This window comes from Mesorhizobium loti (assembly GCA_014189435.1).
Lineage (GTDB): Bacteria > Pseudomonadota > Alphaproteobacteria > Rhizobiales > Rhizobiaceae > Mesorhizobium > Mesorhizobium loti_G.
Window position 1 is genome coordinate 4,166,982 of sequence record CP050293.1, and the last position, 13,079, is coordinate 4,180,060.

The window sequence follows — 13,079 nt, forward strand, 5'->3', positions numbered from 1 at the left end:
CATGCTTTTCGGCAAGACGATCCTCATCACCGGCGTCGCCTCCGGCATCGGCGCGCGCACGGCGGAACTTGCCGGCCAGCTTGGCGCCGACGTGATCGGCGTCGATGTGCGTGAGCCGACCGCTCCGGTCGGCAGCTTCGTCAAGGCCGATATCTCGTCGAAGGCCGGTGTCGACGAGCTGATCGCCCGCCTGCCGCAGCGCCTCGATGCGCTCTGCAATGTCGCCGGCCTCTCCGGCAACACCGGCGCGGCGTCGACGCTGGCGGTCAATTTCTTCGGGCTGCGGGCTCTGTCGGAAGGTCTGGCGCCAAGACTTCGTGAAGGCGGCGCGATCGTCAACGTCGCGTCGATCGCCGGCTATGGCTGGCGCGCCAATCTCAACCGCGCCGCCTCGATGGTTGGCATCGAAGGCTTCCCCGATGTTGCCGATGTGGTCTGCACGCACGCGGTCAGGAACGAGGAAGGCTATCCCGTCTCCAAGGAGTTGCTGCTGTTGTGGACCTTCCGTGCGGCGCATCAGGATCTGTTCAAACGCCGTGGCATCCGCGTCAATGCGGTGAGCCCCGGGCCGGTCGAGACACCGATCCTGAAACAGTTCCGAACCGTGCTTGGCGACGCCCGTGTCGACAGCGACATTGCCCGGGTTGGGCGCGCCGGCACGTCGGGCGATATCGCGCCGGTGGTGCTGTTCCTGTGCTCGGATGGTGCGCGCTGGGTCAACGGCGCCAATGTGCCGGTCGACGGCGGCCTCGAAGCATCGATCAATGCCGAGATGTTCGGCTTCTAATCAAGAAGCTCCAGTCGGGGCGATGGAGACTACAATGGATATCGGACTTCTGATCGACGGCGACAAAAGGGATGCGTCCGGCTCGGCCTCCTACGACCGCATGGACCCGTTCACCGGCAAGCTGGCGACACGCGCCGCCGCAGCCAGCGTCGCCGACGCCCATGCCGCGGTCGAGGCCGCTGCCGCCGCGTTCGCTACCTGGTCGAAGACTGGCCCCGGCGAGCGCCGTGCTCTGCTGTCGAAGGCGGCGGATGTGATGGCCTCGAAGGTCGGTGAATTCACCAGGCTGATGATGGAAGAGACAGGCGCGACAGGCCCCTGGGCCGGCTTCAACGTCATGCTGGCGGCCAACATGCTGCGCGAGGCGGCGGCGATGACGACGCAGATCTCGGGCGAGATCATCCCGTCGGACAAGCCGGGCACGCTGGCCATGGCAATCCGCCAGCCGGCCGGTGTCTGCCTCGGCATCGCGCCGTGGAACGCACCGGTCATTCTGGGCACCCGCGCCATCGCCATGCCGATCGCCTGTGGCAACACCGTGGTGCTGAAGGCCTCCGAAATGTGCCCCGGTACGCACCGGCTGATCGGCCAGGTGCTGGTCGAAGCCGGGCTGCCCAAGGGCGTCATCAATGTCGTCACCAACGATCCCAGGGATGCCGCAGGCATTGTCGAAGCTTTGGTCGCGCATCCTTCGGTCAAGCGTGTCAATTTCACCGGCTCGACAAAGGTCGGCAGGATCATCGCCGAACTCGCCGGCCGGCATCTGAAGCCGGCGCTGCTCGAGCTCGGCGGCAAGGCGCCGCTGCTGGTGCTGGACGATGCCGACATCGACGCGGCGGTCAACGCCGCCACTTTCGGTGCCTTCATGCATCAAGGCCAGATCTGCATGTCGACCGAGCGCCTGATCGTCGATGACAAGATCGCCGACGAATTCGTCTCCAAGCTGGCTGCCCGCGCCTCGAAACTGCCGGCCGGCGACCCACGCGGCCATGTCGTGCTGGGATCGCTGATCAGCAGCCAGGCAGCCGACAAGATGGAGGAACTCGTCGCCGATGCTGTCGCCAAGGGCGCCAAATTGGTGGCGGGCGGCAAGCGCACCGGCACCGTGGTCGAGGCGACTTTGCTCGACCATGTCACGCCGGCGATGCGCGTCTACGCGGAAGAATCCTTCGGGCCGGTCAAGCCGGTGATCCGGGTGAAGGGCGAGGATGAGGCCGTGCGTGTAGCCAATGACACCGAGTATGGCCTGTCGTCAGCCGTGTTCAGCCGCGACATCAAGCGTGCGTTTGCCATCGCCGCGCGCATCGAGGCCGGCATCTGCCACATCAATGGCCCGACCGTCGGCGACGAAGCGCAGATGCCGTTTGGTGGCGTCAAGGGTTCGGGCTATGGCCGCTTCGGCGGCAAGGCCTCGATCGCCGAGTTCACCGATCTGCGCTGGGTGACGATCGAGGATCCGGGCCAGCATTATCCGTTCTGACCCGGCCTCGCTTGGGCGGTCGGTTTGACGATCAGATCGCCTGCGACGGCGTGAAGCGAACGCTTGCGGATCGCATCTGCCCGGGCGCCAGTACGATGCAGCCGGTGTCGATGCCAGCGTCACCCCTGCGGTTGAACGCATCGGTGATGTTGCTGACCGGCTCGACGCAGAAGAACGGCTCACCGGGCGGCGTGTAGAGGACGAGGAAATCCAGCGGCGCCTCGGCCTCGATGTCCAGCTGCCGTCCATGCTCCGGCCAGGAGATCCGGGCGCAGCGTGCCCATCCGGTGAAAACCGTGTCGAAGTCCGTCTCCGACACGTCGAAGCCCGTGGTCGGGTTGGCGCCAGCGGGCGGCAGGACGTGCCGGGTGGGCAGGATTTCCGCATCGGTCTCCCACATGCCGGAAACCCGCGCCTGGACATGCGTCCACGGCGTCGACGGGAAATAGGGATGCAGCCCAAAGCCTGCCGGCATCGGCGTGTCCGACAGGTTGCGCAGCGAGATGGCGATGACCAGCCCGCCATCGGCCAGCGAGATCGCTTGCCTTGCCTCATAGCTCCATGGCCAGGAATCGGCGGCATGACGATAGGATAGGACGGTAGTGCTGGCTTCGTGCCGCACGACCGTCCATGGCCGACGCCAGCCATGGCCATGCTCATGATGCGGATCGTTGGAGCTGGTCGGCAATTCGACGGTGCGGCCGGCGAATGCGAAGCGCCCGCCCCTTATGCGATTGGAATAGGGAACCAGCGGGAAGCAGGCCATGGCGCCGGCATCGCGGCTGTCGATCGCCGCCTGATCCGCAGGGCGCAGCCAATCCACCACGGATCCGTTTTGCCGCCAGCGATACGACGCCAGCCCGCCGCCGGCGGCCGGAGCAATCTCCACAGTCGCAATGCCATCGCTGATCGAGATCAGCTCTTGGTGCTGCTCGGCAACGGCAGCGGAATTCTTTGTCATCGGCACTCCCCCATCCCTTGACTCCAATCGCAACGCCTATAAGACATATCATATGAATAGTATGAAGAATAAGAAATCTTTCAGCACGGCGCGCACGTCGAGGATCGCGGTGGCGGTCGCCAGCGGTTCCACCGCTCTGCATGCGACTGTCGTCGAGCAGATCGGATTGCGCATCGTGCAAGGCGATTTCCTGCCCGGCGAGGCGCTGCCCAATGCCGACGATTCCAGCGAGATGCTGGGGGTCAGCCGCACGGTGCTGCGCGAGGCGATCAAGGTTCTGGCCGGCAAGGGGCTTGTCGAATCGCGACCGAAGACCGGCACAAGGGTGCGTCCCCGCTCCGACTGGAATTTCCTCGATCCGGATGTCCTGTCATGGCGCTACGCCAGCGGTGTCAGCGCCGATGATGTCCGGGCGCTGTTCGAGCTGCGGCGAGCCATCGAGCCGATGTCGGCCGCGCTGGCCGCCCAGCGCGCCACACCGGCGCAGATTGCCGAGATCAATGCCGCGCTGGCCGAAATGGAAGCCGTTGTCGACGACGGCGACCGCTTCGCCAAGCCTGACCTCCTGTTCCACCAGACCATCCTGCGCATGACAGGCAATGAGCTGATCGGCTCGCTGGCGGCACTGGTCGAAACCGCATTGGTGATGAGCTTTCGCCTCTCCAACGACAATCCGGAAGGGCAGCGCCATTCCTTGCCGCTGCATCGGGAAGTGGCCGAAAAGATTGCGTCCGGCGACGCGACCGGCGCGCAAAAAGCGCTGCTGGTGCTCATCGACAATGCCGAGGAAGACGTGCGCCGCAGCGTCGAAAACCGCAACAAGCGCCGCCAGGATCGGGAACAGACATCGTGACCGACACCAAACGCAAACTGCGGTCCGAGGCCTGGTTCGGCGGCGAAGGCAAGAACGCCTTCATGCATCGCAGCTGGATGAAGAACCAGGGCATCCCCGCCGACGCTTTCGACGGCCGCCCGGTGATCGGCATCTGCAACACCTGGTCGGAATTGACCCCGTGCAATGCCCATCTGCGGGCGCTGGCCGATCACGTCAAACGCGGCGTCTATGAGGCCGGCGGCCTGCCGCTCGAATTCCCGGTGATGTCGCTGGGCGAGAGCAATATGCGCCCCACCGCCATGCTGTTTCGCAATCTGGTCAGCATGGATGTCGAGGAGTCCATCCGCGGCAATCCGATCGACGGCGTCATCCTGCTGGTCGGTTGCGACAAGACCACGCCGGCGCTGCTGATGGGAGCCGCGTCGTGCAATCTGCCGACAATCGCTGTTTCCGGCGGGCCAATGCTCAACGGCAAGTTCCGCGGACAGGATATCGGCTCGGGCACGCATGTCTGGAAATTCGCCGAGGAGGTTAAAGCCGGCCGCATGCCGGTCGCCGACTTCCTCGCCGCCGAGCAGGGCCAGAGCCGGTCGGCGGGCAGCTGCATGACGATGGGGACGGCTTCGACCATGGCCAGCATGGTCGAAGCGCTCGGCATCGGCATGCCGGACAATGCCGCGATCCCGGCTGTGGATTCGCGCCGTGGCGTGCTCGCGCAGATGGCCGGACGCCAGATCGTCGATCTGGTCCGCAGGGACGTGACGATCGCGCAGATCCTGACCAGGCAAGCGTTCGAGAACGCCATTCGCGTCAACGGCGCGATCGGCGGCTCGACCAATGCGGTGCTGCATCTGATCGCCATCGCCAACCGGGTCGGTGTCGACCTCAGCCTCGAAGACTGGGACCGCCTTGGCCGCGACGTTCCAACCATTGTCGACTTGATGCCGTCGGGCCGGTTCCTGATGGAAGATTTCTACTACGCCGGGGGGCTAGCTGCGGTCATGGCGTCGCTTGATGAAGTGGGGCTTCTTCATCGCGACGCCATGACCGTCAGCGCCAAGACCATCGGCGAATTGGTCGACGGCGCGCCCAACTACAACAGCGAGGTGATCCGACCGCTGAGCCAGCCGCTGACCAAGGAAGGCGGTATCTCGATCCTGCGTGGCAATCTGGCGCCCGACGGGGCGGTCATCAAGCCGTCGGCGGCAACGCCGGAGCTGATGCAGCATCGCGGCAAGGCGGTGGTGTTCGAGAACATCGAGCACTACTACGCCCGCATCGACGATCCGGAGCTGGATATCGACGCCTCCTCGGTGATGGTGCTGAAGAACTGCGGGCCGCGCGGTTATCCCGGAATGGCCGAGGTCGGCAACATGCCGCTGCCGGCCAAACTGCTGAAGCAGGGCGTCTCCGACATGGTGCGCATTTCGGACGCGCGCATGAGCGGCACGGCTTACGGCACCGTGGTGCTGCATGTGGCGCCGGAAGCAGCCGCGGGTGGCGCGCTTGCGCTGGTGCGCGACGGTGACCTCATCGAGCTCGATGTCGCCGGCCGCCGGTTGGAGCTTTTGGTGTCGGATGAGGAGCTCGCAATCCGCCGGCGTGACTGGAAGCCACCGGCGCCGCCGGAAGGCGGCTATCAGAGCCTTTATGTCGAGCGCGTTCTGCAGGCCGACAAGGGCTGCGATTTCGACTTTCTCGTCGGCCGGCGCGATGCCGGCATTCCTCGGCATTCGCACTAGAGGGGCGCGCGATGACGGATGAAATCGGCTACGCCATCTACCCCAGCCTCAAGGGCCGCAGCGTGTTCATCACCGGTGGCGGCAGCGGCATCGGCGAAAGCCTGGTACGCCATTTCTGTGCGCAAGGCAGCCGCGTCGCCTTCGTCGACATGGCCGACGAGCCTTCACGGCGCCTGGTCGAGGCGATTGCGGCCGAAGGACATGCCGCACCGCTGTTCATTCCCTGCGACCTGCGCAACGTCGAAGAGTTGCAGGCGGCAACCGTGCAGGCGATGCAGCACAACGGCCCGATCCAGGCCCTGTGCAACAATGCCGGCAATGACGACCGTCACCAGACCAAGGACGTGACGGTCGCCTATTGGGACGACCGCATGGCGGTCAACCTGCGCCACCAGTTCTTCGCGGCGCAGGCGGTGCGTCCGCAAATGAGCGCGCTGGGCGGCGGCTCGATCATCAATTTCGGCTCCATCACCTGGATGGTCGGCGATCCGGATTGCCCGGCCTATGTCACCGCGAAAGCCGCTGTTTACGGCATGACGCGGGCGCTGGCCCGAGAACTCGGCCCCGAACGCATCCGCGTCAACTGCATGGTGCCGGGCTGGGTGATGACCGAGCGCCAGATGCGCCTGTGGCTGAACCCGGCCGGCGAACGCCAGATCGCGGAAAGGCAGTGCCTGCCCGACCGGCTGCAACCCTCCGATATCGCGCGCATGGCGCTGTTTCTCGCCGCCGACGACAGCCGCATGTGCACAAGCCAGCAGTTCATCGTCGATGCGGGCTGGGTGTGACCCGTACGGCTTCAAAGGAAGAAGGTTAGTTCATGCGTCTTGTTCAGTACAGAATGCCGGATGGCAGCAGGCGGGTTGGCCGTGTCTCCGACGACGGCAATCACCTGCACCCGCTGGAAAAGACCAGCAGCGTGCTGGAGCTGGCCGAAGCGGCAATCGCCCAGGGCACGTCGATCGCAGCGCTGGTCGAGAAGCGGACCGGCACAGCGATGATCGACTACGACCAGCTGTTGCGCGATGGCCGCGTGCTGGCCCCGGTCGACCACCCGGAACCGGCGCGCTTCCTGGTCACCGGCACGGGCCTGACCCATACCGGAAGTGCCGCCGCACGCGACAAGATGCATGTGCTGACCCATGGCGAGGACGCCGAGGAATCGGATTCGCTGAAGATCTTCCGCATGGGCCTGGAGGGCGGCAAGCCCGCCGCCGGGCAGATCGGAATCCAGCCTGAATGGTTCTTCAAGGGCGTCGGCACCTGCGTCGTGCCGCCCGGTGCTGAGCTGCCGATGCCGGCCTTCGCGCGCGCCGGCGCCGAAGAAGCCGAGATCGTCGGCCTCTATCTCAACGGGCCGGACGGCCGCCCCTACCGCATCGGCTATGCGCTCGGAAACGAATATTCCGACCATGTGACTGAAGCCGAGAACTACCTCTATCTCGCCCATTCCAAGCTGCGCTCCTGCTCGATCGGGCCGGAGCTGCTGATCGGCGACCTGCCCGACGAAGTGCGCGGCCATTCGCGCATCCTGCGCGACGGCACCGTCATCTGGGAGCAGGAATTCCTGTCGGGCGAGGCGCACATGTCGCACTCGATCGGCAATCTCGAACACTTCCATTTCCGCTACCCGATGCACCGCAGGGCGGGCGACCTGCATGCCTATTTCTTCGGTGCGGCGGTGATGAGTTACGCCTCCGGCGTCAAGACGGCCTCCGGCGACGAGTATGAAATCCAGGCACAGACATTCGGCAAGCCACTGCGCAACCGGATGGTGTCGGTGCCGGACGAGGGACTGGTCGCTGTCACCCAGCTGTGACGGCAAAAGTCCGGAAACTGCGGTCCACCAGAATGACAATGGGAGATTGAAAAATGGGACTGAAGAAACTGTTTCTAAGAATGGCGACGATCGGGCTCGGCATCGGCCTGATGACATCGGCGGCGCTCGCCGCGAACCTACGGGTTCTGGCTTGGGACGGCTACGCCGATGCCGACTGGGTCAAGGACTTCACCGCCGCAACCGGCATCGGCGTCGATGTCGTCTTCATCGGCAGCGACGACGAGATCTGGGCCAAGATCAAGGGCAGCGAAGGCCAAGACTTCGACGTCTTCGCCGTCAACACCGCCCAGCTGCAGCGCTACATCAAGGCCGACCTGGTGTCGCCGATCGACGTGACGAAGCTCGCCAACCAGAAAGAAGTGCTGCCGCGCTTCCGCGATCTGACCGCGGTGAGCGGCGTCACCAAGGACGGCAAGGTCTACGGCATTCCGTTCTGCTTCGACTCCATCGGCCTGATCTACGACACCGACAAGGTCAAGCCGGCGCCGACCTCGATGTCGGTTCTGTGGGACCCGGCCTACAAGGGCAAGGTTCTGGCCTATGACAATGGCGAGCACAATTTCTCGTTCACGGCGCTGACGCTCGGCTACAAGGACCCCTTCAACCTCAATGAAGAGCAGATGGCGGCGGTCAAGGCCAAGCTGGTCGAACTCAAGCGCAACGTGCTGAGCTTCTACACCACCGCCGACGAGGCGCAGCAGATCTACCAGAACAATGATGTGGCCCTGATCTGGGCCAATTACGGCCAGCAGCAGGTCAAGGCGCTGCAGAAGATCGGCGCTCATGTCGCCTACGTCAATCCAAGCGAGGGCGCGCTCGCCTGGCTCGACAACTGGGTGATTTCCAAGGGTGTCCGCGACAATGCGGCGGCCGAGAAATGGATCGACTTCATGCTGAGCAAGAAGGTCAGCGGCGCGCTTTCCGAGCGCACCGGCTTCGGCAACACGGTGACGGAAACCGGCAGCGCCGGCGGCAACGACAAGCTGGTCTGGCTCAACAATGTCGAGGACCCGCTCAAGCGTTCGGACATGTGGAACGAGGTCAAGGCGACGCCCTGATCTTTCCGCTCTATGCCTTCGAAGGACCAGGCGGTCCGGAGGTTCCGGACCGCCGAAGCGTATGCGAGAGTATTTCATGAACCAGAACACCGACCTCTTGACGCTGCGGTCCGTCTCGAAATCCTACGGCACGGTCCCCGTGCTGCACGACATCGACCTGTCGATCCGGGACGGTGAGTTCCTCACCGTGCTCGGGCCTTCGGGCTCCGGCAAGACCACGGTGTTGCGGCTGATCGGCGGGCTGGAACCGCTGACGTCGGGCGAGATCCGCCTGGATGGGCAAGACATCAGCCGCATGCCGATCAACCGACGACCGTTCAACACCGTGTTCCAGGACTATGCGCTGTTCCCGCACCTGACCGTTTCCGGCAATGTCGGCTACGGGCTTTCGGTTCGCCATATCCAGCGCAAGGAGATTGCGCGCCGTGTCGCGGAGGCGCTGGAGCTGGTCCAGCTCGGGCGTTTCGCCGACCGCTTTCCCGCACAGCTCTCCGGCGGTCAGCGCCAGCGCGTCGCGCTCGCCCGTGCGCTGATCTGCCAGCCGCGCCTGATCCTGCTCGACGAGCCGCTCGCAGCACTCGACCTCGAACTGCGCCGGCAGATGCAGGTCTTCCTGAAATCCATCCAGCGCGAAATCAAGACCACCTTCCTGTTCGTCACCCATGACCAGGAAGAAGCCATCGGCATGGCCGATCGGATCTGCGTCATGGAAGCCGGCCATATCCGCCAACTCGGCACGCCGCACGACCTTTACTACAAGCCGAATTGCGAGTTCGTCGCGCGCTTCTTCGGCGAGAACAATCTGGTGGCCGGGAAACTCGGACCGGTCCAGGGCGAACTGCGATCGATCGAGTCCGCACTCGGGCGCCTGGTCTGCTCGATCAGCAACCAGCCGCATTTGAAGGCCGCAGCGGACGGCGCCAGCGCCTACGCCGCATTCAGACCAGAGGCCTTGCACCTTGCGGATGCAAAAGACAGCGACAACCGCTTTTCCGGCACGATCTCCGACATGGCCTTTGCCGGCTCGTCGACCGTCGCCACCATCACGGCCGGCGCCGACAATGCCGCGCAACGCTTGCGGCTGCGCGTGCCGAGCCGGGTCGACGGCAGCGCGCTCAAATCCGGCGAGACTGTATCGCTTTCGTTTGCGCCGCATGAAGGCCATCTGGTGCTGGCATGAGCGAAGCCGGATCAACACAGCCTGCGGAAAGACGGCTGTCGCTGCTGGTGACAGTGCTGGCGTTTGCCTTGCCGGTGGTCTTCGTCCTGGTGCCGCTGGCGATCTTCCTCGGCTACAGCTTTTTCAGCGTGGACCAGGGCACGATCGTCTACGGGTTGTCACTGGGCAACTATGTCAGGTTCTTCACCGATCCGATCTTTCTCCCGGTGTTCTGGAACACCATCGTGCTGTGCGTCTCGGTGGCCATCATCTGCATCCTGCTCGCCTATCCCGCCGCCTATTTCCTGACGACGCTGAAAGGCCGCTGGCGCTATGCCTTGCTGATGTTGCTGCTGGTGCCGCTGCTGATGAGCTACGTCATCAAGATCTATGCGATCCGCAGCATCCTCGGCCTCAACGGTTTTCTCAACAAGGCGCTGGTGGCGCTCGGTATCCTGCAGGAGCCGTCGACGCTTTTCGTGTTCAACATGAACGCCATCCTTTTGACGCTGACCCTGCTCTTGATCCCCTTCGCCATCCTGCCGATCTTCCTGTCGCTGGAGCGGATTCCGCAGGTGCTGCTGCGCGCTTCGGACGATCTGGGGGCCAGCGGCTTGCAGACCTTCCTGCGCATCACCTTGCCGCTCAGCCTGCCCGGCGTCGCCTCGGCGGCGAGCTTCGTCTTCGTGCTGGCGATCGGCGATTTCCTGACGCCGCAAATGGTCGGCGGGATCAGCGGCTTCACCTTCGGCCGCATCCTCTACAGCCAGTTCGGCACGGCCTATAACTGGCCGTTCGGTGCCGCGCTGTCGGTGGCGCTGGCCGTGGTGGTGATCGCGGCGATCCTCGTCGGCGAACGCATCGGGCGCAACCGGGGAACTTCGGTATGAGCGCCCTGCCCCGACTGTCCACGATCTTTCTGGCCACGATCACGATACTGGTTGCGGTGCTGCTCTACAGCCCGCTGTTCGTGCCGATCGTGTCGTCGTTCTTCACCATTTCGCATGGCTCTGTCGACTGGTCGTCGCCGACGCTATCGACCTACGTGGCGCTGGCTGAAAATCACGACATACTGGCCGCCTTGCGCACCACGCTGATCGTCGGCGTCTGCACCGTCATCCTGTCGGTGGTCAGCGGAACGCTGCTGGCGCTCTACTACCACAGCCGGCGTTCCGGACGGTCGCTGCTGCAGTTCATCATCTTCCTGCCGTTCCTGATGCCGCCGATCATCAGCGGCCTGGCGCTGCTGATCTTCTTTCGCGAAATCGGCCTCGAACGCTCGCTGCTGACGGTCGTCATAGGCCATACGGTTTTCGTGTTGGCGATCGTCTACCGCACGGTGCTGATGCGGCTGCAGTCGATGAGCCGCACGCTGGTCGAAGCGTCCTACGATCTCGGCGCCACGGGCTGGCAGACGTTCTGGCGCATCATCCTGCCGAACCTGTCGAGCGCCATGGTCGGCGGCGCCATCCTGGCCTTCGCGCTGTCGTTCGACGAGACGATGATCACCATCCTGGTCACCGGCACGCAGAGCACGCTGCCGGTCAGGCTGTGGGCGATGATGCGGCTTGGTTTCTCACCCGATATCAATGCGCTGGTGGCGCTGATCCTGATGTTCACCGTGCTGCTCTGCGTGCTTGCCGCCCGCTTTCTCATACCCAGGCAGGTCGCGACGGAACGGACTTGAGTTACCGGGCAATGCTCATCGGGAGAAGGCGGCCGGGTTGAGGTCGAAGACCCGTCCCGGATTGAGAATGTTTTTCGGATCGAGCGCTACCTTCAGCCGCCGCATCGTGGCGATCTCGGCGTCGCTGCGAACCAGGTGCAGCCACTTCTTCTTGTCGAGGCCGATGCCATGTTCGGCCGAAACACCACCTCCAGCCGCAGCCACGCCGCGATAGACGATGTCGTGTGCCGCCGCCGGATCGACCGTGCGTACCTGGTAGTGCAGATTGCCGTCGCCGAGATGGCCGAAGAAATAGATGTCGGCGCCGGGATCGATGGCATGAATGGCGATATCCGCTTCCCGCAGGAACGCTCCCATGCGGGCCAGCGGGATGCTGATGTCGACGCCGATCAGACCCTTGATCGAAAACAGGACGCGATTGGCGTCCTCGCGCACGTCCCACAGGGCGCGAAACTCGCGCGGCGACTGCGAGACCACCACATCGTCGATGACACCGTCTTCGACCGCCTGCATCAACACCTCGGCGAAGCGCTCGCCGTCGCGTTCGGGCTCGGTGCCCAGGATCTCGGCCAGCACATAGACGGGCGAGCCCGCCGGCAGCGGCGCCGGCATGGCCATGCTGGCGACCATGAGGTCATAGAGCGGTGCGAAGTTGACCTCATAGGCGGACAGTAGAGGCCCGAGCTTTTGCCGCAGCAGCCCAAGCAGCGCAATCGCCGCATCGAGCGAGGCGAGCGCGCAAAAGGCGTTGACCTCGGAGGCCGGCTTCGGGTGCAGTCTGAGCGCAGCGCGGGTGACGACGCCGAGCGTCCCTTCCGAACCGATGAAGAGCTGGCTGAGGTCGTAGCCGGAATTGTCCTTGGGCAGGCCCTTGAGCGAGGTCAGCACGCTGCCATCGGCAAGCACGGCTTCCAGCCCCAAAACCTGCGCCCGGTACATGCCGTAGCGCAGCACACGGATGCCGCCGGCATTGGTGGCGACATTGCCGCCGATCGTCGCGGAGCCGCGTGCACCGATATCGACGCCGAACATCAGCCCGTCGCTGTCGGCTGCCTCCTGCACCGCCTGCAGCGTCGCGCCCGCTTCGGCGACGATGCTGCCAGCCTGGCGATCCGGAACGGCAAGACCGGTCATGCGCTCCAGCGACAGCACCACCTCACCCAGCTGCACACGCGCGGCGCCTGCCAGGCTGGTGCGTCCGCCCTGGATGACAACCGGCTGGCCGAGATCGTTGCAAACCGCCAGCGCTGCCGCGACACCCTCGGTGTCGCGCGGGCGCAGCACCGCTTCGGGAAGCGCGCCAAGCTTGCCGTCGGGATCGTTACGATAGCGCTGGTCCACCTCCGGACCGGCGAGGACCCCGCCCGCACCCAGCCTATTGTCGAGAGTGGATAGAAGCCGTTGTGTTTCGGGTGACATCGGCCAATCCTATTCATGATCGGCTTCCGGTCAAACGCTCGTCCACGCAAGGCGACGTTGTCCGTGTCCGTGGCAATGCAAAACAGGACAATCGTCCGGTATCGACCACGA

The 13,079-nt window shown here is 64.5% G+C and carries 12 protein-coding genes; 10 read left to right on the plus strand and 2 right to left on the minus strand.

The window, feature by feature from the left end; all coding sequences use genetic code 11:
• The first annotated feature begins 1 nt into the window (after position 1).
• Both HB777_20415 and HB777_20420 read left to right on the plus strand, forming a co-directional pair.
• The gene (locus HB777_20415; protein ID QND68839.1) at positions 2-787 is read left to right on the plus strand and encodes a coniferyl-alcohol dehydrogenase; all 786 of its coding nucleotides are present in this window, start codon (positions 2-4) and stop codon (positions 785-787) included.
• Positions 788-821: 34 nt separating this feature from the next.
• Positions 822-2,267, plus strand: a complete 1,446-nt coding sequence (locus HB777_20420) for an aldehyde dehydrogenase (protein QND66040.1) — start codon at positions 822-824, stop codon at positions 2,265-2,267.
• Between the two features lie 31 nt (positions 2,268-2,298).
• Here the strand turns inward: HB777_20420 and HB777_20425 are convergent, their stop codons facing one another.
• Positions 2,299-3,228 carry an aldose 1-epimerase gene (locus HB777_20425; GenBank protein ID QND66041.1) on the minus strand — a complete coding sequence of 310 codons (930 nt, stop codon included), beginning with the start codon at positions 3,226-3,228 and terminating at the stop codon, positions 2,299-2,301.
• Between the two features lie 61 nt (positions 3,229-3,289).
• Between HB777_20425 and HB777_20430 the strand changes: the two genes are divergently transcribed.
• The 8 genes from HB777_20430 (at position 3,290) to HB777_20465 (ending at position 11,549) form a co-directional block, all read left to right on the plus strand.
• On the plus strand, positions 3,290-4,081 hold the full coding sequence (locus tag HB777_20430; GenBank protein QND66042.1) for a FadR family transcriptional regulator: 792 nt from the start codon (positions 3,290-3,292) through the stop codon (positions 4,079-4,081).
• On the plus strand, positions 4,078-5,805 hold the full coding sequence (locus HB777_20435) for a dihydroxy-acid dehydratase (GenBank protein ID QND66043.1): 1,728 nt from the start codon (positions 4,078-4,080) through the stop codon (positions 5,803-5,805). Before HB777_20430 ends, HB777_20435 begins: the two co-directional genes overlap by 4 nt.
• An 11-nt stretch (positions 5,806-5,816) precedes the next feature.
• Positions 5,817-6,593 (plus strand): SDR family oxidoreductase, encoded by a 777-nt coding sequence (locus HB777_20440; protein ID QND66044.1) that lies wholly within the window; start codon positions 5,817-5,819, stop codon positions 6,591-6,593.
• Between the two features lie 32 nt (positions 6,594-6,625).
• Complete coding sequence (locus tag HB777_20445) at positions 6,626-7,624, plus strand: FAH family protein (GenBank protein ID QND66045.1); 999 nt, start codon at positions 6,626-6,628, stop codon at positions 7,622-7,624.
• Positions 7,625-7,677: 53 nt separating this feature from the next.
• The gene (locus tag HB777_20450) at positions 7,678-8,703 is read left to right on the plus strand and encodes an ABC transporter substrate-binding protein (GenBank protein ID QND66046.1); all 1,026 of its coding nucleotides are present in this window, start codon (positions 7,678-7,680) and stop codon (positions 8,701-8,703) included.
• Positions 8,704-8,779: 76 nt separating this feature from the next.
• On the plus strand, positions 8,780-9,883 hold the full coding sequence (locus tag HB777_20455; protein ID QND66047.1) for an ABC transporter ATP-binding protein: 1,104 nt from the start codon (positions 8,780-8,782) through the stop codon (positions 9,881-9,883).
• Positions 9,880-10,752, plus strand: coding sequence for an ABC transporter permease (locus tag HB777_20460; GenBank protein QND66048.1), 873 nt, complete (start codon positions 9,880-9,882; stop codon positions 10,750-10,752). Before HB777_20455 ends, HB777_20460 begins: the two co-directional genes overlap by 4 nt.
• Complete coding sequence (locus HB777_20465) at positions 10,749-11,549, plus strand: ABC transporter permease (GenBank protein QND66049.1); 801 nt, start codon at positions 10,749-10,751, stop codon at positions 11,547-11,549. The genes HB777_20460 and HB777_20465 overlap by 4 nt, the downstream gene beginning before the upstream one ends.
• 15 nt (positions 11,550-11,564) lie before the next feature.
• On the opposite strand, the gene HB777_20470 is transcribed toward HB777_20465, so the two are convergent.
• On the minus strand, positions 11,565-12,968 hold the full coding sequence (locus tag HB777_20470; protein ID QND66050.1) for an FAD-binding oxidoreductase: 1,404 nt from the start codon (positions 12,966-12,968) through the stop codon (positions 11,565-11,567).
• Between the last annotated feature and the right edge of the window lie 111 nt (positions 12,969-13,079).

What these genes read in the sequence shown, in the direction of transcription:
- HB777_20425 (QND66041.1), bottom strand. Translation starts at nt 3,228, where the DNA reads ATGACAAAGAATTCCGCTGCCGTTGCCGAGCAGCACCAAGAGCTGATC.
- HB777_20440 (QND66044.1), top strand. Translation starts at nt 5,817, where the DNA reads ATGACGGATGAAATCGGCTACGCCATCTACCCCAGCCTCAAGGGCCGC.
- HB777_20430 (QND66042.1), top strand. Translation starts at nt 3,290, where the DNA reads ATGAAGAATAAGAAATCTTTCAGCACGGCGCGCACGTCGAGGATCGCG.
- HB777_20455 (QND66047.1), top strand. Translation starts at nt 8,780, where the DNA reads ATGAACCAGAACACCGACCTCTTGACGCTGCGGTCCGTCTCGAAATCC.
- HB777_20460 (QND66048.1), top strand. Translation starts at nt 9,880, where the DNA reads ATGAGCGAAGCCGGATCAACACAGCCTGCGGAAAGACGGCTGTCGCTG.
- HB777_20415 (QND68839.1), top strand. Translation starts at nt 2, where the DNA reads ATGCTTTTCGGCAAGACGATCCTCATCACCGGCGTCGCCTCCGGCATC.
- HB777_20470 (QND66050.1), bottom strand. Translation starts at nt 12,968, where the DNA reads ATGTCACCCGAAACACAACGGCTTCTATCCACTCTCGACAATAGGCTG.
- HB777_20465 (QND66049.1), top strand. Translation starts at nt 10,749, where the DNA reads ATGAGCGCCCTGCCCCGACTGTCCACGATCTTTCTGGCCACGATCACG.
- HB777_20450 (QND66046.1), top strand. Translation starts at nt 7,678, where the DNA reads ATGGGACTGAAGAAACTGTTTCTAAGAATGGCGACGATCGGGCTCGGC.
- HB777_20420 (QND66040.1), top strand. Translation starts at nt 822, where the DNA reads ATGGATATCGGACTTCTGATCGACGGCGACAAAAGGGATGCGTCCGGC.
- HB777_20445 (QND66045.1), top strand. Translation starts at nt 6,626, where the DNA reads ATGCGTCTTGTTCAGTACAGAATGCCGGATGGCAGCAGGCGGGTTGGC.